Raw genomic sequence first — 19846 nt, 5'->3', positions numbered from 1 at the left:
GTTAATATTTACTTGCTCAAGGGATACTGGGATGACGTCAGATTGCGAGATTGGAGTGTTGAACTCCGCAGGGGGCCGGCCGAAGCGGAAAATTGCGTCCTCATTTCTGGGTGCGGCGTGCGCGCTCTCCTTGATGGCGACGCCCTCGGCGGCATTTTTGCCGTCTTTCTTCAGAATGCCCGGCGTGGCCGATCCCTTCGAGTCGCTGCTGCTGATGTTCCTGCTGCTCGATCCGCAGGTCACCTACCATTCCTCGTCGCATGATCCCTGGCGCTCCAATATCAACGCCGGCTTCGCTCCAGCGGCCCAGGAGACGGATACGATTACAGCCATGACCTGGGCTGCTCAGGACGTGAGCAAGTATTTCGGCCTCAGCGCCAATGAGCAACTCGTAGTTGGCGTGCAATACACGCGCTCGTGGTCCGACACCGACCACATCCTCCACTTCCCCGGCGCCGCGCCGTTCGTCGTCGCGCGCCAGGATACCGACGAGAATAGCCTGGGCGTGAACTTCGGCTACGTGAACGGCGCCTGGCACGCCACTGGCGTCGTCGGCTATAAGTGGGGCGAGGCCCGCCTGACCGACATCGTCGGCGACAGCGGCAGCTTCGATACTGACGGCTTCTTTGCCGCCACCGAGATCGGCCGTGTGTTCACGCTGAGCGGAGAAGGCTACACATCCAAGACTCCGCAGACAGTCACCACCAGCTCTGTCTACCTCGACCCGGCAGTGCGCATCGCGCGAATCGACAGCAGCGCAGACGCCTACGTCGACAGCGGCGGCTTTGCATACGGAGAGGAAGAGCAGAGCTACTGGAGCCTCGGCGCAAGCCTCCGCCTCTTTGCACTGCTGCCGCGCGATGGCGTGGTTTACAACCCCTTTGTGAAGGTCTCCATCGACCAACTCGTGGATTACAAGGGCACGATCGACTCGGTCGCCGCAGGCCAGACATTCAACGTCTTCCAGGATGAGACATTCGGAAAGGTCGAAGCGGGCCTCAACGTGCTCATCGGCGACAGCGCCATGCTTGGCGTAAGCGGATTCTACAGTGGAAGCGGTGATTCAGAAGACGCCGGTGCACGCGCGATCCTCCAGTTCGATCTCTTCGGCCACCACCGGGCGGAAGCCGCACCCCTTAAATAGGCAGCCGCGCATCGCCTGCGTCGCAAATTCGAGCCAGCCTCCTGTCCGGGAGGCTGGCTTTTTTGCGGACACTGCGACGACACACTTCGGACGGCGAGAAAGCAGCGGCAGATCAGGGGTAAAAGGACGTGGCGGAAAAGCGGAGGCGTAAATCCGTGCAAGTGGATAAGGCGGTGACTTCAGTTGGTCACTCCATTTTCACGTCCTCAATTTTTCGGTGTGCCTGTGACCAAATCGACCTTGGATGAAGCGCACCGCTATGCCAACCTATAGGAAACACTGGAATATCGGGGAAAATCTTATGCCTCTTGACGGAGCCTTTGGCGGCGAGGAGCCGCACGGGCCTTGGTGCGCGCACTGCAAGGCGCCGATCTTGAAGGATGAGCGCAGCGTTCGCCTCCACTTTGACACCGATCCGTATGGCTTCGACGGGCTTAGCGGCGAGTATCACGAGCGGTGCAGCAAACCGTTCGCGTCGATCGCACACGCCCTCGACATGCTGTCGTTGCGCAGGTTCTAGATCGCACGTCATTGCGTGCCTCAGGAATAAACGGGCGGCGGGGTCGCTCCAGCCGCCCGTCCGTGCGTGGCGGCTAGTGCATCCCACCCCCGACGGCTTCCTTCATCTTGTCCATCACTTGGTCAATGCTGAAGCTCGCCGCTTTCTGTAGAGGCGGAAATTCTTTGAAGCTCTTCAGGAATTCCGCCACGCCCGCCTGCGCGGGGACCAAGATGAATGCGCGGCTCAGCAGCCAGTCATAATAGGAATTGGACGTGATATCCGCGCGTTCGTAGGGATCCATCCGCAGATTGAAAAGTTTGGGGACACGGAGCGGCACGAAAGGTTCCGCCCAAATTCGCAGCGTGCCCGGCGCACGCTGCTCGGCGAACACCACTTTCCAATTGTCAAAGCGAAGGCCGGCGAGATCGCCGTCATCGGTAAAATACAGGAAACCCTCGCGTTCTGGCTTCTTCGCCTTGCCGGTGAAGAATGGCATCAGGCTGAAGCCGTCCAGATGAGACTTGAACTTCTTGCCGTTGGCTTCAACGCCGCCTTTCAGCAGCTTCTGTTTGATGTCCGGATCTCCGGCCGCATCGACAATGGTGGGCAGCCAGTCGAGGTGAGCGACGATGTCGTTGACCACCGTGCCGGGCTTTATGACGCCGGGCCAGCGCACGAGGCACGGCACACGGTAGGCACCTTCCCAGTTTGAGTTCTTTTCGCTCCGGAACGGCGTCATGCCGGCATCTGGCCACGAGTTCATGTGCGGACCGTTGTCGGTCGAGTACATGACCATGGTATTGTCTGTGACACCGAGTTCGTCGAGCAGATCAAGCATCTGTCCGATATGCTTGTCATGTTCGATCATACAGTCGTGATACTCCGACTGCCAGCGCCCGGACTGCCCGCGGATTCGGTCCTCGATATGTGTGCGAAAGTGCATGTGCGTGGTGTTGAACCAGACGAAGAACGGCTTGTCGTCCTTGACGGCCTTCTTGATGAAATCCTTCGCGGCTGCGAGGAATTCTGTGTCGACCGACTCCATCCGCTTTATAGTGAGCGGGCCGGTGTTCTCGATCTTCTGTCCGCCCTTGCCGTCGGCCCATGAATGCAGCACTCCGCGCGGGCCGAACTTCTTCTTGAAGTTGGGGAAGTCTTTTTCGTTAGGATAGTCCGGGTTCTCTGGCTCTTCCTCGGCGTTCAAGTGATAAAGATTGCCGAAAAACTCGTCGAAACCGTGCACGGTTGGCAGATGCTCGTCTTTGTCGCCGAAATGATTTTTGCCGAACTGCCCCGTGACATATCCCAGCGGCTTCAGGAGTTCCGGAATGTTCGGATCCTCGGCGCGCATACCTAGTTCAGCGCCCGGCATGCCCACCTTGGTGAGTCCGGTTCGCAAGCCGCACTGACCGGTGATGAAGGAGGCGCGGCCAGCCGTGCAACTCTGCTCGCCGTAGTAGTCGGTGAAGAGTGCGCCCTCTTCGCCAATGCGGTCGATATTCGGGGTCCGATAGCCCATCAAGCCTCTGGTATAAATGCTGAGGTTCGACTGGCCGATGTCGTCGCCCCACAAGATCAAGAAATTTGGCTTCTTGCCGCTTGCGCCTTTCGGATCCTTAGCCATTACGCGTTACTCCCGGCTGTTTGCTTCTCCTCCCCCGTTGACGTTGGTTACCCCGTGACCGTGAAAGTCAAAGTGTCACCTCGTCTACATGCCTGCCTCCTCTCCCTCACCCAAATGGGCCCGCGTGGAACACCATGCTGATGATGGCGAAGATGCCGATCAACAGCAGGATGCAAGCCGTAACGAGCGTCAGCGAAACAGGGAACTGGCTTTCGCCGTGCACGAGCCCGTCGCCCATCATGGCTGTGCGCTGCTCGCGCAGATGCACCATGAATTGGACGTGATAGATGATGCCGCCAATCAGCATCAAGATGCCGAGCAAGACCAGGGCCACGCCGAAGTTGCGCGCCGAACCCGCATGCGTGACCGTTCCAGCCTCGCGCAGCTTCTCAAAAAACTGGAAGATCGTGAATCCGAATCCGATCAGCGATAGCGATGTGCGGATGACGGACATCAATGTACGGTCCGCGCTCATGCGCGTGCGCTGGAAACTCATTCCGGTGCGCCGCGACGATAGCTCGACCGAAATGTCATCCGAAGGTGACGTACGTGAGACGTGTGGGCTGTCGCTCATCCGGTCTCTCCTTGCGGCGGCCGATTGAGCCACCAATGGGCGATGCGTTGGACGGGGCCCCGAAGCAGCAGATAGGGCAAAAAGGCAAGGGCGAGCGCGATGATGACCGCCTCGCCCGGAAAAAGTGTGCCGAGCTGTTTGAGCTGATAGATCACGTCCATGCCGATGCCGAGCAACATGATGCGGGCGGTCGAGACGAGCCCTTCACGCAGGCGACCTGCGCGCTTCGCAGGATCGCTGACGATGGTCCAGAAGTAGGGCGACCGGCCGAGCTGAGCGTCCCTGACGCCGTCATGAACAGCGGCGATCACCGCCATTGCCGGCTGGAGGATGAATCGAAAAGACATCGAACCGCCCGGTCGGCCGGTCAGATCCTGCCATTGGCGCTGTAGAACCTCACTCGACACGCCGTACCAGACGATGCCTAGCAGAACCAACCCCAACACAATGAGAGCCACGATCAAGGCGAGTGTACTGTGCTCGCGATCTTCGCCGGCTCTCGCCATCAAGCATCCCTCCCCGCACGAACGATGCATCTGAACCCCACGTGGCCGGTGGACCTGTCGACAGGCTCACGGTGGCACACCGCAGGGCGATAACGCCGGCAATGGTTGGGCACGCGCAGGTGTGAGACACCCTTCAGTACCTCACGCGGAATCCTGATGTGGGACTGGCAGGGGTCGAAGCTCGCCTCGCGTTTGGGACCGCGCGGGTTCTCGGGAGTGCGGCAGGCATTTTGTGCATACCTGTTTGCACACAGCCCCACCTCGGCTGAGCGTGCTTTCGTCCGAAGCTTGCTCAATTGGATGATCCGACCGCCGCCTCGGCTTGCGGATCGCCATTCTACGGAATGAGCGTGTCGCTCAGAGCAGTCGATGGTCGCGCGGACGGATGTTTTTCGCATGTGGGCTCCAAAATTGAGCCCCCCGTACATGCACTACGTAATAAACGACTATCATTGGCTATTACCACGAGAGGTCAAAAAAGAAAACTATAGGTTTGTTTGACCGGTAAAATTTTCGCGTCGGTCGTGCTAGAAACTCTCGTTGGCCTGAATGTCCGCAATGGTTGGAATGCTGCGAGTCGATAGTCCGTTTATGCGGGTAACTTACTCGTCACGTCACGTGGTCGTCGGCATCGAGCCCTGCGTAACAGCGCAGCATTGGGCTCGAACGATAGCGACACTTGGCAATCAGGCTCGGCTCATGCCGCCGGCATACGTAGGCAGATGTGGAAGCGATCTGCGAAGCAGGGCGATCCCGAATATGCAGTTCGCCGTGATCAAGACGATCAAGCAATAAGGCGTGCCGGTACTGCATCGAACACCAGCAATGCAGGCATCGAACGCGGACGGGTAACACGCCTGGTGCACCTCGCGGAGCGCGGGATGCCAAGAGCATCGGAAGAATTTGGCTTTCTCGACTGCTAGACATCATCTGCCTCCCTGCGCGCGATCAAAACCCGCATCCCCCAAAAGCCTCTAACGTCGCAGTCCCTTCGCCACGCGCGGAGCATCTGCGCTATGGATTGATGTGGCTATGGTTCGAACGGAGACGATCAATGGAATGCGGCGCTCTTGCTCTGCGCCCGATATCGGAGTTGCAGCCCGGCCCGGACGATCAAGGGCTCGCTCTCGTCTACGTCGTAGACCGGGAGTGGGACCTCTGGCTGCTCGATGCATCAGTCGCACTGGAGACGCCGGACGACTTCATCGGCTGGATCGAACGGCGAAACGTCGCCACCCTTCTGGCCAGGGTCAACGGCCAGGCGCCGTGATCGCGCGCCTGGACTAGACCTCACGCCCAGAGGCGGTTCGCGATCAGTGCCGCGACGTAGGCGATGAGGGCACAGGACGGGAACGTCAGCACCCAAGCCATGACGACCCTGCGCAGCACGCCCCAGCGTACGTCCGAAACACGCTTACCCGCGCCGACGCCGACAATCGCGCTCGTGATCGTGTGGGTCGTCGAGAGAGGAACACCGTAGAGCGAGGCCACGAAGATGGTGCTCGACGCGGAGGCCGTTGCCGCAAAGCCCTGCCAGGACGTGAGACGCGCCATCTTGTTGCCGATGGTCTCGATGATGCGCCAGCCGCCCGCGCTCGTGCCGATGCCCATGGTCACGGCGCAGATCAGTATCACCCACCAGGGGATCGAGAACTCGTCCGTCACCCCGCCCGCGAGCAGCGTGAGGGCAAAAACGCCCATGAACTTCTGCCCGTCGTTGAGGCCGTGATTGAAGGCCATGAAGGCCGCCGATCCCATCTGCAGGTAATCGAACGTGCGCTTGGCCCTGTGCGGAGACGCGTTCGCTGCGATCCGGATGATGATGCGAACGAGCAAGACCGCAATGATGAACCCGATGAGGATCGAGCAAACGAGGCCGATGCCGACCTTCTGCCACCCGTGCCATTGCAGCGCGTCGAACCCGCCGCCTGCGAAGCCCGCTCCGGCGAGCCCCGCCAGAAGGGCGTGCGACTTGCTGACGGGAATACCGAGCTTGGCCGCCAGGGTCCCCCACGCGATGATCGCGACCATGGTCGAGGTGATGGCCGGGATCGTCATGGCGGACGGCGTGACGATGCCCTGCCCCACCGTCGTGGCGACGGCCGTACCGGACATGGCGCCGAGCGTGTTGAGCACGACCGCCATCAGAATAGCGGAGCGCGGCGTCATCACGCCGGTGGAGACCACCGTTGCGATGGCGTTCGGCGCATCCGTCCATCCATTGACGAATTCTGCGACGAGAACCGCAAGGAGAGCGATGACGACGCCCGTCGTCAACGCATCCATTCAAGCCTCCTTGCGGGCAAGGGAGAGGATCTGTCGGGCGACATGATTGGCGTCGTCGGTCATTTCTTCGAGAAGGTGAAAGAGCTGGTGCCAAGCGATGAAGCCGATGGCATTGGCGCCCGGTTGGCTGTACTCCGCCACGAGCATGTGCTCGACCCGCGAGACCAGCCGGTCTGCCTGCGCTTCGGCCTCATCGATGGTGCGCGCGATCTCGCGGACTTTCGCGAGCTTCAACCTCGGCTCTCCCAGCATGGCGACGAGCGCATGCAGACGCGAGACCATGTGATCGCTGAGCTGCATGAGCTCGATGGCTTCCGGCCGCAATTCGAGGACATGCATCCTGTAGATGTCGAGATGAATCGCGACCTTGCGCATTCCGTCGATGACGTTGTCAAGGTCGTCGGTCAGCCTCATCGAATCCGGAATGTCGAACCGCAGGATGAACGAGTTATCGAGGAGCTCGTGAATCTCTTCGACGAGCGCATCCGCCTTGTGCTCGAAGTCCACGATGCCGGGCAGATCGCGCGCCTGCGTCTCCAGGAAATGCTGCGAGCATTTGACGACGGTATCGGACAGATCTTGGAGAAGTGCTGCAAACCTCTCGTTGTTCGAAGGGCCGAACAGGTTCGCCAATGCGCCTTGTTTGATCGCCATTTGGCGTCCTTGGGTCAAGCAGCCGAAAAGTTGGTCGCTGCTGTTAACCCATGGCACTCTTGAGTGCAAGAATAGCACGGGGATTGAGTGAAATGTTGACGCAAAAGTAACACAAACGGAACGGCTGAGCCCTCGCCTGATCTGGATCTGCCGTTTGGGCATGTCAGCCATAAGCGGAGCCCAAACTGCGGAAAAACCCCAGTTCGCAGATGCACAATGATCTTCCGGATCGTGGGATGCGGGCGGTGGGTAAACCCGGAGGCGCCTGGGACGCGCTCAAGAGCTGTGGAAAGAGACTCCTAGCGGGCGGCCCCCCTCTCTCAGGCGCAGCCGCCACGCTCAAGGCCAATCAACCCGACGGTTTCCATTGCCCGGGCTGCGCCTGGGGGCGATCCCGAGCACGGATCCTCGTTCGCATTCTGCGAGGACCGCGTCAAAGCAGTGGCCTGGGAGGCGACCGACAAGCGCGTGTCGCCGTCCTTTTTCCGGAGCCACACCGTCACCGCGCTGCGGACCTGAACCGATTGTGATCGCACCCAGCGCACGCGCCTCTCCCTGACAGACGAAGGAGCGCGGAGGGTCTTCCCGGCTGCCGTTTCAAAAAAAGCCCCCGGCCACCCCTCGGCTAGGATGGCCGGGCGCTGGCTTGACGCTCCGGTTCAGAACCGGAGGCTGCCGCCAAGCTTTCCGCCGATCCCGAGTTCTCCGTCGTTCTCGAAACCGAAGAGAACAGACGCGTCGAGATCCCAGTTGAAACCGTCGGACAGGGCAAGCCCCGCCGTGACCGAGCCGAACACGCCACTGTTGTCCAGCGAGGCAATACCCGCCGTGGCACCGATCCTCGGCGTCAGCAGCAGCCCGTCCTCGAGCAGATAGCGCCGCTCGAAATCCGCGCCTACGCTGACGCGGAACTGCTCCATGGTGAAACCAGGCAGCAGCAGCCTGTCGCCGGTCGCGTTGCCCACTCCGTAGTCCTCGACCTCCTCCCTGAGATAGACGGTGCGAAGACGTGGCGTGAGCGTCGTCACCTCGTCGAGGCTCCACTCTCCTGAGATCTTCGCCGACCACATCCACCGCGTTGTATCGAACGAGCCGTCGAAGAACGTCGTGTCGATGTCGTTCGAGGAGCCGCCATAGAGAAGGCTGGTGTCGAAGAACACACCTGAGCCGATCTCGAGCGACGCATAAGGACCCGCAAGCCAGCCCGTACCCTTGAGCTCGGCATCCTCGTCGGTCGGATCCGTCATCCGGTCGACGTGCAGCGACACACCAACGAGCGCACGCGGCGACAGCAGATAGTCCGCGCCCACCGAAAGCATACCGAACGTGCCCCAATCGCCATCGGTCTCGTCACGCTTGTGGGCCATCAGCGTGCCATCCACCCAGACGTTGAACGCTTGCTGAGCGGACAGGCCACCACTCTGGGCTGCGCGCATCTCGGCAAGGCTCGTGGACATGCCGAGCATCATGCCGTTGCCATTCGGCGAGGCGAGCGTCGTCACCGCATCGCGCGCCTTGCCCATGCGGCGCCGCTCGATGAGTCCGGGAACCTTTACGTTGGACGCAACCAGGTTCTGCCGCGCCTGAACGAAACTGTGCACGTGACCGTCGATCTCCGCTGCAACGGCCGTGGGATCGAAGGAAACGTTGTAGGTCACGACGCCCATGTTGGACGTGCCCAGCGCGCTGATCAGCTTGAAGCCGACTTTCGCCGCGCCCGAATACCCATGGTTGGGTGTGAACTTCAGGTAGAACCCGAACGGGCCGGTTGGTCCCGCCTGCGCCAGCTCGCCCTGAATGATCCGGGCCGTGCCCGCGTTCGCCGGCTCCACCGTCACCACCTCGCCCGAGGTGAACGGCCCGCCAGTCGCACCGTTGTTGAGATAGACGTTTGGCGGCGTGCTGCCCGGCTGCACATCCACGCTCTTGTCGGAGACCGTGATCGATCTCTCGACGGCCTTCAGCGTGTACGAGGCCGAGCCCTGGAAGTACGCGTTGTCCTCGGCCGAGATGGTGAAGCTGTAGTCGCCCAGGGCGTTTTCAGCGAGGGTGCCGCTGACCTCGCCCGTCGAAACGTTGAGGATCAGGCCCGGAGGCAGCGCGCCCGCGGAGATCGAGAATATCGGCGTATTCGCTGCGTTGGCGTTTGTGGTGATGCCCGCCGCGTAGGTTTCACCCGCCATGCCGTCCGGCAGCGCGCCACTCGCGGGCGTGAAGGCTATGACGCCCGGCGCCGCGCGCGTCAGCGTGATCGTGTAGTTTTGCGTCGTTGCGCCGTCCTCCGCCGTGACCGCGACGGTGATCGTATTGGCACCCACGGAGAGCGCGACCGGCGTCGAGGGCGTGCCGTGCGTGACCATCGACCCGTTGACCGTCGCCGAGGCGGCATAGTGGCCGATCCCCGCCGTGACCGTCACCGACGAGACCGGATTCGGAACCGTGGCGGAATAGCTGTACGTACTGCCGGAGAAGGAAGGAGAGAGCGTCCCCTGGCTGAGACTGAGTGCGCTGAGCACAGCGGTGCTCGAAGGTGCGCGCACGACGTCGACGGTATAGGTCTTCGTCGTCGTGCCGTCTTGCGCCCGGACCAGGACGGCCACCGGATTGGATCCCACCGACATCGAGAGCATCGGCGAAGCCGTGCCGGAGGTAACCGCGTTCCCCCCAACCTCGACGGTTGAGTTCGCATCGGCAACGGTCGGCGTGATCGCGACCAGGGCGGCGGAGTTGGGAACCTCGACCGTATAGCTCGTTGTCCCGCTCGCGAACGCCGGATCGAGCGTTCCGCTGCTGATGCTCAGGCCGGAAAGATTTGCATCGGTGGAAGCCTCCCGGGTGACCTCGACCGTATACGTGTTGCTGGTCGTCCCATCCTCGGCTGTGACGCGCACCGCGATCGTGTTGGAGCCAAAGTTGAGCGCGATGGGCGCCGTGGCCACGCCGGACGTTACCGCCACATTGTCCACCGTCACCGTCGCATTGGCGTCATCGGTTGTGGGCGTCAGCGCGATGCTCGAAACGCTCGAAGCGACCGTCGCGACGTAAGAGGCCTGGCCGCTGGAAAACGCGGGCGACAGTGATCCCGCGCTCAGTGAAAGGTTCGCGAGATCGGCATTGTTCGAACCCTCACGGGTCACGGTGACCGAGTAGGTCTTCTTCGTCGTGCCGTTCGCGGCCGTCACCTCGATGCTGATCACGTTCGAACCCACATCGAGCGCGATCGCGCTTGAAGTGTCTCCGGAGGAAACCACCGTACCCTGCACCTTGATGGTCGCAGCCGCTGCACTGCTGGTTGGCGAGACCTGGAGGGACGAGACTGAATTGGAAACGGTCGCCGTATAGCTCGTCGTCCCGCTTGAAAATACGGGATCGAGTGTCCCGGACGTCAGCGCAAGCGCCGAGAGATTGGCGTTGGTCGGATCAGGAGCCCGCGTCACCACGACGGAATAGGTCTTGGTCGTCGTGCCATCTGCGGCCGTCACGACTGTATTGATCGTATTGGGACCGACATCCAGTGGAATCGCACCAGAAAGGGTTCCGGAGGTGACGGAAACTCCGTTCACTGTCACCGTCGAGTTAGGCAGAAAAACCGTCGGCCTCACCTTTGTCGTCGACGCCGAGTAAGGAAGCGACAGCGTGTAGCTCGTGATTGCCGACGAAAAGGCCGGGCTCATTCCGCTGGAGATGACGAGGTTCGATAGATCGGCATTCGGAGGCCCCGTCTCGCAAGTGATACTGAATGAAATGCTGCCGGAGGTGCCCACGGTTTGCACACGAAAGTTGCCCGAAGTGACGAGTAAGTCGCCACTTGTCACCGCGGCAATGCTTTCGGTGAGAGCGCTCAGCGACAGCTTCATCGTGCCAGAAACGCTTGTCACGCTGTAGCGGATGACTTCTCCGGGGGTGAAAGAGCTTCTGGAGTCGAAAATATTGCTGCCGGCGGGCTTCGCGATCGTCATGCCGCCGCCGTAGATGGTGTTGATCGCATCACAATCGGCCGATGGCGCTGCAAAGGCCTGCCGCGGAGCGTGCGCCACGGCCATCGCCGCCAGCATCATCGCCAATGCGATCTTCAATCCCCGCGCGATCATGTGCCCCCCGGCATCGCTTGCGACTGCGCGAGCTGCACAGACCGCAGACAAACCACACCCGCTTCCGCGAACGCTGGTTCGCGGATCTGCGTCGACTGAATGTTGGAGTTCGCTTCCCTTCTACGCTCGGGATAGCCGGTCATGCCCCCGCACAAGTCGGGCCGATAAAGGCCCCAAAAAGACCGACTCACGCATAGACTGCTAAACACACCTAAGATTGGTCCTGACACCAGTCAATCGAAGTTTGGTAGTTGCACCAAACTTCATAGTCTCGCGTGCGAACAGGCTACGGCGCCCCTCAAGCTCCCTTAAGTGCCTGCAATCGCTTGCCGCCCAAGGCAATCTCGTGAATACATCGCGTCATGACTGCGACCTCCCAACCGCCGGGCAAGCCGAACCGCATGGGGGCGGCCACCCGCACGAAGATCATCGATGCGGCCATCGCCGTGCTGGCCGAGAAGGGCTTCTCCGGCTTCACGCTGCAGGCCGTCGCCGATCGCGCGGGCGTGTTCTACGGGAACGTCACCCACCACTATGCCACCCGTGACAAACTCGTAGAGGCCATGCTCGACGGCATCCTCGAGCGCTATCGGGCCCGCTTCGACGAGCTTGTGGCCTCCATTGAAGCCCAGCAGGAAAGCCCGATCCGCGCGCTCGTCACCTGGCTCGTCGACGATGCGGTATCACCGGAAACGGCCCCTGTCTTTCTCGAGCTCTGGGCCATGGCCACGCACAATCCGCAGGTAGCGGCAGGCTTGGCCCAGCTTTACGACAACGCCGTCGAGGTCTGCATGAAGTCGCTCGGCGTCTCGGTGCAGGCGGAAAAAGCGCGGCGCCTGCGCGATTCCCTCTATGTGCTCGGAACCGTGCTGGAAGGAAGCTCCTCGATCTTCTTCAATCGCGATCGGGAAAACGGGCTCTACACGGGCGTCCGCCGCGAAGCCATCGAGATGCTCGTTCCCTATCTCGAGCAGCGGCTCGCGGAAGCGAGAGACGGCGCCTAGCCTCATCGCACCTGCGCAACAAAAAAGACGGCGCGGGATGACCGCGCCGTCCGTGATGTGTCCTGTGTGACGCGCCGCTTTCGAAGCGGCCCGTGCGTTAGGCCGCACGCACCGTGGAAAGGAAGTTTTCCACCTGCGAGTGAAGGTTGCCGCTCTCGCTTGCAAGCTGCCGCGCGGAGGCGAGCACCTGCGAGGAGGCCGAGCCGGTGTGGGAAGCGCCGTTGGTCACGTCGGTGATGCTGCTTGCAACTTCCGACGTACCGCGCGCGGCTTCCATCACGTTGCGGCTGATCTCCTTCGTCGTGGCATCCTGCTCCTCGACGGCGGCCGCGATGGCAACCGAGATCTCGGAGATCATGTTGATCGTGTTCGTGATCTCCTTGATGGCATCGACGGCTTCACGCGTCGCGGACTGCATGCCCGAAACCTGCGAAGCGATCTCGTTGGTGGCCTTGGACGTCTGAGCGGCAAGCGCCTTGACCTCCTGGGCAACCACCGCGAAGCCCTTGCCCGCATCGCCGGCACGTGCAGCCTCGATGGTGGCGTTGAGCGCCAGCAGGTTCGTCTGACCTGCGATGGTGTTGATCAGGCTCACGATGTCACCGATCCGGTCAGCGGACTGCGACAGCGCATTCACCTGCTCGTTGGTCTTTGCCGCTTGGCTCACGGCCTGGCCGGCGATAGTGCTGCTCTCCTGAACCTGACGGCTGATCTCGGTCACCGTCGAAGCGAGCTGCTCGGAAGCCGCAGCAACCCCTTCCACGTTCGCCGAGGTCTGCTCGGAGGCCGCAGCCGCGCTGGTCGAGAGCGTCTGCGTGGTTTCGGCAGTCTTGGTGAGAGACAGCGCAGCGCCTTCGAGCTGGGTCGCAGTCGACGACACGGTCTGTACGATGCCGCCAACGGCACGCTGGAACTCCTCGGCGAGACGGTTCATCTCCGACTTGCGCTGAGCCGCGAGGGCTGCATCACGAGCCACCTTCTCTTCGGCCTCGATACGGGCCTTCTCCTGCAGGCTGTCGCGGACACGCATCACAGCCTTGCCGATCTGCCCGACCTCGTCCAGACGCTCGGCGCCCGGGATGGGCGTATCGAGATCGCCGGCCGCCATGCGGTCGAACGACGTGGAGAGCGCAGCCAGAGGCTTGCCGACGAAGCTGCGGAGCACGAAGAACATGAGACCGGCGATCAGCACGATGCAGGCCGCCGACAGCGCGAACATCGAACGCTGCGTGGTGGTAACCGTCGCCTGGAGCGTCGCAACCGGCACGCCGACCACGACCGCCCACATATCGCTCGTGCCGCCAGCCGAAACCGGAACGGCAAGGAAATGCCAGCCTTCGCCATCGGGACCGATGCCATCCATCGAGACCGATGTCTTGCTCTCGATCGCCTGCTTCGCGGCGTTCGCCGAGGGGGCGTCGAATTCGGAGAGCGCCTTGCCGACGGCAGCCGTGTTCGGATGCGTCACGGCGCGGCCGGCAGACGAGACCACGGTCACGAAGCCCGTGCCGAACGGCTTGATCTTCTGCATCTCGACGTTGAGGCTCTCGAGATTGATATCGACGCCGCCGACGCCCACAGTCTTGCCGTCGACCACGATCGGCACGCCGAACGAAGCGATCAGCACGTCACGGCCGTTGATCGGATAAAGGTAGGGCTCGATGGCCACCGCACGGTTCTGCTTGTAGGGCTGCTGGTAGTAATCGCCAGGGCCTTCCTTGGTGTAATCGACCAGAACGTCACGCGCGATCTTGCCGTCGGCGCGGTTCCAGTAGGGGACGAAACGGCCGGTCGCATCGTGGGCGGTGGCGCCCGCGAACTCCTTGTCCTTCCCGTCGAGAGCGTCAGGCTCCCAACCCGTCCAGGTACCGAGCAACTCAGGGTTCGTCTCGAGAAGCTGCTTGAGCGTCTGGTCGAGACCATCACGATCCACAATGCCCTTTATTTTCATGGCAACGGAAACGGACGCGATATTCTGGGCCACCCGGGCGGCGACATCCAGTTTGCGGCTGGTATTCAAAGCCTCCACTTGACCGATTCCGGTCTGAATTTCGGCGTTCTGCTGATCCAGAACGTGCCCCGCATTCGAAGCGAGAAAATACGTTCCGATACCAAAAACAGTTGCGATCGTTGCAGCAGCGACGAGCGCGATTTTCACGGGAAGCGAATGCATATGCATGACAGTGACCCAAGAAGAAGCTGATAAAACATACATTTGCAGACATTTGATGGAAAAACGCTTAAACTTATAGCAGTCGGAAATTTTCTTTCATCGGACCGCGCGGGGCGGAACGGGCTAGGGCAACGCCCCGCCCTCACATCGCCCACGGGGGAATACGAAAAAATCGAGAGAAACACGGATCTCCGGGAGAAAAAGGCCAAACAATGCGAGCCCGACGCGCACGCATATATAGAGTGTGAAAAAGGATGGATCGAAATGAAGGCCGAGCGAGACTGAAAAAGATTAGCCGCGATCGAGCGCGGCTCCGGCCACGGGTACCGGAGTTGCAGGCACCAGCGGCCCTTCCCAGTCGCGCCAGCCGTCCGTCCCCTCGGGGAACCAATAGAGAGTTGTATACCCGTACTCCGAAGCGCGCTTGGTCGCGTTCCAGCTCATCCAGCAATCCGCCTGGCAATAGAACACGAGCGCGCGCGCCCGGTCTCCCTGCGTCAGCCGGGCGAGTTCGTCCCTGAAGTAGGACTCCATCAGCGGCGTAAGCGCGCCAGCCCCGACGTCCGGAAGCCACGTGGAGCCCGGAATGTGCTCATGCTGCCGGAGCATGCGCCACCGCCCCGACGCCGTGTCGAGCCCGGCTCCGTTGGACGGCATGACATCGATCAGAAGAGCGCTCTTCTCCGAGACGAGACGCTTCACCGCTTCGGAGTCGACGCGCGCGCCGCCCGGAACGCCCTCCGGCACAGGCGCGCGATAGCGCGAAATCCGATAGCCGGTCGCTGGATCGAAATTGTCCGCCGCATGCGCAAGCCCCGGCGCCGCGAGCATGGCGGCAACCAGCAGCCAGCACCGGCTCGATAACCGCGTCCCGCGCTCAGCGTGTCTCGGTCTCATGGGTTCCGGACGTGTGCGTCGGCATGGGGCGGACCGCCGCGCCCCAAGGATAGCGGCCGACCTTGATGGATTTGATGGGCTTGCGCGTGCCGGTATCAATCACCGTCACGTCGTTCGACACCCCGTTGGTGGTGAAGAGCATGTTCTCCTCGGGCGTCAAAGCGAGATGCCAGACGCGCTGCCCCACCAGCACGTAGTCGATCACCTTGAGCGTGCGCGTATCCACGATCGCCACGCGGTTCGCCGGCCCGAGCGCAATGAACGCGGTGCCGCCGTCACGCGTGATCCGGATGCCGACCGGCTGCACGGAATCGCGGGCAACACCCGGAATTTCGAAGGTGAGCCGCGTTTCCACTTCCCTCTTCGCCATATCGATGATGCTCACCGTGCCGCCGATTTCGGAAGACACCCAGAGCTTCGAGCCATCCGGCGAGAACTCGGCATGACGGGGACGCTGGTCCACGAGCACGTTCGCGACAACCTCGTTGGTCCGGGTGTCGATCATGTGCGCCATGTTGGTGGTCTCGGAGGTCGTGACCGCGATGCTATCGTCCGGCGACACTGCCATACCCTCGGGCTCCACGCCCACATCCACCTGCGCCACCACCTTCCGCGATGGAATGTCGACGATGGTGGTCACCGCATCGTCCTCGTTGGCGATGTAGAGACGGCGCCCGTCGTGCGAGACCGCGAACTGTTCCGGGTCAGCGCCCGACGGAAGATTGTGAAGCAGCGTCTCGCCCGCCGCATCATAGACCTGCACCGCGTTGTCGTCGCTCGCGCACACGTAGAATGTCTTGAAGTCACGCGCGAACGTGACCCCGCGCGGACGCTTGCCCACCTTGAATGTTCGCACGACCTGAAGCGACTTCGTCTCGATGACGGAGACGGTGTTGTCCTTCTCGTTCGAGATGTAGACCTCGTGCGCCGCCGCGTAGGGACAAGCGAGCAGCGAGGCAACGGCGCAGGCAAGGCTGATGTGGCGCATATCGGAACCCTTGGCAAACACGGGAATGCAGGGCGCGGCGCACACGAGTTTTGGCAGCCCGCTTAAGAAACGAGCATGACAAACGCAAAATCCCAGAGATATTCGACCATGGTACAATGCCCGACAAAGAAGGGACTTTTCTGATCCAATCGGGAAATTTGCACCAATGGGCAATATCGGTTCGCTCCGCGACCGACATAAATTGCGCCTCCGCGAACCAACAAAGAAACGATGCGGGCAGGAAACCGGAGCGCTTTTGAATGTTTGTACGTCCTTTCGTGGCGGCCCTCGCCGCGGCAATTCTATTGATTGCGACTGACAACACGCGCGTGCTCGCCCACGGCGACGTGACGCCCCAGCCGATCGATACGGCCGGCCTCGAGCCGCTCGGCGAGGAATGGCGCAAAGAAAATCCCTACCGGGACAACGCAAAGGCCATCGAGATCGGCGAGTCCGGCTACACGCAGAATTGTGCGCGTTGCCACGGCCTCGAAGTGATTTCGGGCGGCCTCGCGCCTGACCTTCGTCATCTCGACAAGGGTCCGGTCGGCGACGAATGGTTCATGGAGCGCATCCGCCACGGCGCGAAGAAGACCGACGGCACCACCATCATGCCGGCCTTCGAGGGCACCTTCAGCCAGGAGGCCATGTGGGCCATCCGTGCCTACGTCGAGTCGAAATTCAGCGAGCAGTAAGCGCCGAACCCAAGGAGGGCCGTGAGTGTGACCCACTCGCTCCTTCATCGCTTCTCTACGGTGCTGCTGGGGGCTGTCCTGATCTCGAGCAGCGTAACGGCGCGCCCTCTCGACGAGGTCATCGCCGAGGGTACCTTGCGCGTCATCGCCTACCTCGACAACGCTCCGTTCTCCGAGGAGGAGAACGGCGTGCCGCGCGGAATAGATGTCGATCTCGCGCACGCCATCGCCCGCGAGCTCGGCGTCAAAGCCGAGGTTGTCCTCAGGATGCAGGGCGAGAAAGCCGATGACGACTTGCGCGCCAACGTCTGGCGCGGCCCGCTGACCGGCGGCGGAACCGGCGACGTGATGATGCACGTGCCCATCGATCGCGAGTTCGCGCTCCGCAATCGCGAAGCGGTTCTCGGCAACGCGTATTTTCAGGAACGCGTCGCCGTGGCCATTCATCCCGAGCTGACCGGAACAAATCCCAACTTCGATGTTTTCAAGACGAAGAAGATCGGCGTGCAGCTCGCGACGGTTGCCGACTACTTTCTAATGACCTACGAAGATGGAGCGCTCATCTCCAACGTTTCGCATCATGTGAAACCGGAGTTGGGAGCACGCGAGTTCATTTCGAAGGATACGGCCGCATTGATGGGGGTTCGTTCGAAAATCGAATCCCTCCTTCATCGCGACGGCATGAAGCCCACGCTGGTGGAACCGCCGATGCCCGGCATCGTTCGAACCGACTGGCTCGTCGGCATGGCGTGGAAGGAGAACAGCCGCGATCTCGGATACGCGATCGAGGCCGCCTTGAAGCGCTTGCGCGAAACCGGCGAACTATCCCGCATGTTCGAAGCCCACGGCGTCACCTACGTGCCGCCACCTCCACCGCCCTAGGACACGCACATGATGCGCACGGCTTTCTTCCTGCTCTTTCTCGCAACCAGCTTCGGCATTGCATCGGCGGCACCGCCGCAGGATCCTCTGCAATCTCCGAACTGGCAGGATATGGCCGAGCGGCTTCTCTCGGGACACGCCATCGAGTTCGACGAGCGCGTGAAGATCAGCGTGCCGTCGACCGTTGAAAATCAGGCTCAGGTACCTGTCACCGCCGACGCGCGCGCACTTCCGAACGTCGTGAAGATGATCGTGTTCGCCGATCTCAACCCGATCCAGCACGCGCTCACGCTAACGCCCGGCCAAGCCGCTCCCTTCATCTCGTTCCGCATGAAGATCGAGCAGGCAACGCCGATCCGCGCGGCCGCGCTGACGAGTGACGGGGTCTGGCACGTGGGCGGCATCTTCCTCAACGCAGCGGGCGGCGGATGCTCCGCTCCCGCGGTCGGGCGCGGCGAAGCCTCCTGGTCGGAAACGCTCGGCCAGGCAAGCGGACGCCTCTGGCGCGAAGCGGACGGCTTCTCGCGCCTGCGCTTCCGCATTCGCCATCCGATGGACACCGGCCTCGCGAAGGACAACACGCCCGCCTATTACATCGAGCGCATGGAGTTCAAGGGAAACAAGGGCGAGCCGCTTGCCTTGCTCGAGATGTATGAGCCCGTGAGCCAGGATCCCACGCTCACGCTGCTGGTTCGCCTGCCCGCGGGCGACACCGCGCTCGACGTGCAGGGACGCGACAACAACGGCGCCATCTATCGCTCCTCCGTTCCGGCTCCCTGGCGGCAGAGCATCCTCGCACCTACGAAGCAGCTTCTCGAGCAGGGACCCGCACGATGCTGACCCGCCGCAACGCGCTGAAACTCGTTGCCGGAGCAGCGAGCCTTCCCCTGCTTCCGAGCAAAGCGCACGCCGCGCCCCTCACCTACGAGCTGCGTCCCGAAAAGCTAGAGCAGGGCATCTGGATGGTGCCCGGTGCACAGCAGGCCATCACGCAGAAGAACGGCGGGGCCATCGCCAACATCACCATTCTCGACTCGTCCGCCGGCGCCATCGTCGTCGATACCGGTCCGTCGCTCCGCTACGGCGAGGCGCTCCTCAAGCTCGCCCAGGAGCTGACCGGCAAAAGCGTGGCGCGTGTGTACCTCACGCATTTCCATCCCGATCATTGCTTCGGAAACCAAGCCTTCGATCCGGCCCTCATCGCCACCACGCAGGGTGTTGTCGACGGCATGAAGGCCCTCGGCGAAGGATTTTCCGATTCCATGTATCAAACTGTCGGCGACTGGATGCGCGGTACCGAGGTCGTTCTGCCTAAGGTCATCCTCTCCGCTCCGGTCGAGGATTTCGGTGATCGCCGCATCCGGGCTCTGCCGATGCGCGGTCACACCGCATCCGATCTCGTCCTGTTCGACGAGGTCTCGGGCGTCTTGATCTCAGGCGACCTCGTGTTCCTCGACCGCGCGCCGACCACGCCGCACGCCGATTTTGAGCGCTGGCGCATCAGCCTCGCGAACCTGGGAGGAATTCCACACAATCGTCTCATCCCCGGCCACGGACCAGCCGAGCCCGGCGATCGCGGAATCCGCCAGACGCGCGAATGGCTCGAAGGCATCGAAGCCATGATCAGGGATGCCTTCGACCGCGGCCTCGACATGAACGAGGCCATGGCGCTGCCACTGCCGAAATGGGCCGAGAATATTGCGGTTTCTCGTTACGAGTACGAGCGCAGCGTGATGCATCTTTATCCGAAGCTCGAAGCCGAAAAACTTCCGCGCGTGGATCAGAAATCCTGACGCAATTGACATTTCACAAAGCTGCGACTTTAG

General features: G+C 61.8%; 17 protein-coding genes and 2 pseudogenes. 9 read left to right on the top strand and 10 right to left on the bottom strand.

Features of this window, described 5'->3' with window-relative positions:
• Positions 1-184 precede the first annotated feature (184 nt).
• Positions 185-1144, top strand: coding sequence for an autotransporter outer membrane beta-barrel domain-containing protein (locus tag PE058_RS11565; protein WP_156827573.1), 960 nt, complete (start codon positions 185-187; stop codon positions 1142-1144).
• A gap of 301 nt (positions 1145-1445) precedes the next feature.
• Positions 1446-1664 carry a hypothetical protein gene (locus PE058_RS11560; protein WP_020087803.1) on the top strand — a complete coding sequence of 73 codons (219 nt, stop codon included), beginning with the start codon at positions 1446-1448 and terminating at the stop codon, positions 1662-1664.
• Positions 1665-1737: 73 nt separating this feature from the next.
• Here the strand turns inward: PE058_RS11560 and PE058_RS11555 are convergent, their stop codons facing one another.
• From PE058_RS11555 to PE058_RS11540, 4 genes and pseudogenes are all read right to left on the bottom strand, one after another.
• Positions 1738-3270, bottom strand: coding sequence for an arylsulfatase (locus PE058_RS11555; RefSeq protein WP_020087804.1), 1533 nt, complete (start codon positions 3268-3270; stop codon positions 1738-1740).
• 106 nt (positions 3271-3376) lie between these two features.
• On the bottom strand, positions 3377-3844 hold the full coding sequence (locus PE058_RS11550) for a YidH family protein (protein ID WP_026868307.1): 468 nt from the start codon (positions 3842-3844) through the stop codon (positions 3377-3379).
• Positions 3841-4302, bottom strand: a complete 462-nt coding sequence (locus tag PE058_RS11545) for a hypothetical protein (protein ID WP_245257730.1) — start codon at positions 4300-4302, stop codon at positions 3841-3843. Before PE058_RS11545 ends, PE058_RS11550 begins: the two co-directional genes overlap by 4 nt.
• Before the next feature lie 47 nt (positions 4303-4349).
• Positions 4350-4586 (bottom strand): annotated as a pseudogene (locus PE058_RS11540) (formylglycine-generating enzyme family protein); the annotation flags it as partial.
• A gap of 818 nt (positions 4587-5404) precedes the next feature.
• Between PE058_RS11540 and PE058_RS11535 the strand changes: the two are divergent.
• Positions 5405-5620, top strand: a complete 216-nt coding sequence (locus PE058_RS11535) for a hypothetical protein (RefSeq protein WP_271028451.1) — start codon at positions 5405-5407, stop codon at positions 5618-5620.
• A gap of 20 nt (positions 5621-5640) precedes the next feature.
• Here PE058_RS11535 and PE058_RS11530 read toward each other — a convergent pair whose 3' ends face one another.
• Together PE058_RS11530 and PE058_RS11525 are read right to left on the bottom strand one after the other, a co-directional pair.
• A complete protein-coding gene (locus PE058_RS11530; RefSeq protein ID WP_020087809.1) occupies positions 5641-6636 on the bottom strand; it encodes an inorganic phosphate transporter in 996 nt (331 codons plus the stop codon).
• Positions 6637-7290, bottom strand: coding sequence for a DUF47 domain-containing protein (locus PE058_RS11525; protein WP_020087810.1), 654 nt, complete (start codon positions 7288-7290; stop codon positions 6637-6639).
• Positions 7291-7499: 209 nt separating this feature from the next.
• On the opposite strand from PE058_RS11525, the pseudogene PE058_RS11520 reads away from it, so the two are divergent.
• Positions 7500-7803 (top strand): annotated as a pseudogene (locus PE058_RS11520) (CbbBc protein); the annotation flags it as partial.
• Between the two features lie 146 nt (positions 7804-7949).
• On the opposite strand, the gene PE058_RS11515 reads toward PE058_RS11520, so the two are convergent.
• Positions 7950-11381 carry a cadherin-like beta sandwich domain-containing protein gene (locus PE058_RS11515; RefSeq protein ID WP_271028450.1) on the bottom strand — a complete coding sequence of 1144 codons (3432 nt, stop codon included), beginning with the start codon at positions 11379-11381 and terminating at the stop codon, positions 7950-7952.
• Positions 11382-11743: 362 nt separating this feature from the next.
• On the opposite strand from PE058_RS11515, the gene PE058_RS11510 reads away from it, so the two are divergent.
• Positions 11744-12385, top strand: a complete 642-nt coding sequence (locus PE058_RS11510; RefSeq protein WP_083929281.1) for a TetR/AcrR family transcriptional regulator — start codon at positions 11744-11746, stop codon at positions 12383-12385.
• 97 nt (positions 12386-12482) lie between these two features.
• On the opposite strand, the gene PE058_RS11505 is transcribed toward PE058_RS11510, so the two are convergent.
• The 3 genes from PE058_RS11505 to PE058_RS11495 form a co-directional block, all read right to left on the bottom strand.
• On the bottom strand, positions 12483-14564 hold the full coding sequence (locus tag PE058_RS11505; protein ID WP_271028449.1) for a methyl-accepting chemotaxis protein: 2082 nt from the start codon (positions 14562-14564) through the stop codon (positions 12483-12485).
• A 285-nt stretch (positions 14565-14849) separates the two neighbouring features.
• Positions 14850-15455, bottom strand: a complete 606-nt coding sequence (locus PE058_RS11500; protein WP_271028448.1) for a rhodanese-like domain-containing protein — start codon at positions 15453-15455, stop codon at positions 14850-14852.
• Entirely contained in the window at positions 15436-16443 is a 1008-nt protein-coding gene (locus PE058_RS11495) for a YVTN family beta-propeller repeat protein (RefSeq protein WP_271028447.1), read from the bottom strand. The genes PE058_RS11500 and PE058_RS11495 overlap by 20 nt, the downstream gene beginning before the upstream one ends.
• Before the next feature lie 260 nt (positions 16444-16703).
• Between PE058_RS11495 and pedF the strand changes: the two genes are divergently transcribed.
• From pedF to PE058_RS11475, 4 genes are read left to right on the top strand one after another with little or no spacing between them, the layout of a single operon-like run.
• Positions 16704-17138 carry a cytochrome c-550 PedF gene (gene pedF, locus PE058_RS11490; RefSeq protein WP_020087816.1) on the top strand — a complete coding sequence of 145 codons (435 nt, stop codon included), beginning with the start codon at positions 16704-16706 and terminating at the stop codon, positions 17136-17138.
• 27 nt (positions 17139-17165) lie between these two features.
• Positions 17166-18020: a substrate-binding periplasmic protein gene (locus PE058_RS11485; protein WP_271028446.1), complete on the top strand. Its 855-nt coding sequence runs from the start codon at positions 17166-17168 to the stop codon at positions 18018-18020.
• A 9-nt stretch (positions 18021-18029) separates the two neighbouring features.
• On the top strand, positions 18030-18860 hold the full coding sequence (locus PE058_RS11480; RefSeq protein ID WP_020087818.1) for a quinoprotein dehydrogenase-associated SoxYZ-like carrier: 831 nt from the start codon (positions 18030-18032) through the stop codon (positions 18858-18860).
• Positions 18854-19813 (top strand): quinoprotein relay system zinc metallohydrolase 1, encoded by a 960-nt coding sequence (locus tag PE058_RS11475; protein ID WP_271028445.1) that lies wholly within the window; start codon positions 18854-18856, stop codon positions 19811-19813. The genes PE058_RS11480 and PE058_RS11475 overlap by 7 nt, the downstream gene beginning before the upstream one ends.
• Positions 19814-19846: the final 33 nt, after the last annotated feature.

This window comes from Hyphomicrobium sp. DMF-1, assembly GCF_027886585.1.
Taxonomy (GTDB): domain Bacteria; phylum Pseudomonadota; class Alphaproteobacteria; order Rhizobiales; family Hyphomicrobiaceae; genus Hyphomicrobium_C; species Hyphomicrobium_C zavarzinii.
The sequence above is the reverse complement of the archived record's forward strand: the minus strand, read 5'-3'. Positions and strand labels throughout refer to the sequence as shown.

Excerpts from the sequence above, each read along its gene's own strand:
- PE058_RS11560 (WP_020087803.1), top strand. The coding sequence starts at position 1,446 with ATGCCTCTTGACGGAGCCTTTGGCGGCGAGGAGCCGCACGGGCCTTGG.
- PE058_RS11555 (WP_020087804.1), bottom strand. The coding sequence starts at position 3,270 with ATGGCTAAGGATCCGAAAGGCGCAAGCGGCAAGAAGCCAAATTTCTTG.
- PE058_RS11550 (WP_026868307.1), bottom strand. The coding sequence starts at position 3,844 with ATGAGCGACAGCCCACACGTCTCACGTACGTCACCTTCGGATGACATT.
- PE058_RS11535 (WP_271028451.1), top strand. The coding sequence starts at position 5,405 with ATGGAATGCGGCGCTCTTGCTCTGCGCCCGATATCGGAGTTGCAGCCC.
- PE058_RS11530 (WP_020087809.1), bottom strand. The coding sequence starts at position 6,636 with ATGGATGCGTTGACGACGGGCGTCGTCATCGCTCTCCTTGCGGTTCTC.
- PE058_RS11525 (WP_020087810.1), bottom strand. The coding sequence starts at position 7,290 with ATGGCGATCAAACAAGGCGCATTGGCGAACCTGTTCGGCCCTTCGAAC.
- PE058_RS11515 (WP_271028450.1), bottom strand. The coding sequence starts at position 11,381 with ATGATCGCGCGGGGATTGAAGATCGCATTGGCGATGATGCTGGCGGCG.
- PE058_RS11510 (WP_083929281.1), top strand. The coding sequence starts at position 11,744 with ATGACTGCGACCTCCCAACCGCCGGGCAAGCCGAACCGCATGGGGGCG.
- PE058_RS11505 (WP_271028449.1), bottom strand. The coding sequence starts at position 14,564 with ATGCATATGCATTCGCTTCCCGTGAAAATCGCGCTCGTCGCTGCTGCA.
- PE058_RS11500 (WP_271028448.1), bottom strand. The coding sequence starts at position 15,455 with ATGAGACCGAGACACGCTGAGCGCGGGACGCGGTTATCGAGCCGGTGC.
- PE058_RS11495 (WP_271028447.1), bottom strand. The coding sequence starts at position 16,443 with ATGCGCCACATCAGCCTTGCCTGCGCCGTTGCCTCGCTGCTCGCTTGT.
- pedF (WP_020087816.1), top strand. The coding sequence starts at position 16,704 with ATGTTTGTACGTCCTTTCGTGGCGGCCCTCGCCGCGGCAATTCTATTG.
- PE058_RS11480 (WP_020087818.1), top strand. The coding sequence starts at position 18,030 with ATGATGCGCACGGCTTTCTTCCTGCTCTTTCTCGCAACCAGCTTCGGC.
- PE058_RS11475 (WP_271028445.1), top strand. The coding sequence starts at position 18,854 with ATGCTGACCCGCCGCAACGCGCTGAAACTCGTTGCCGGAGCAGCGAGC.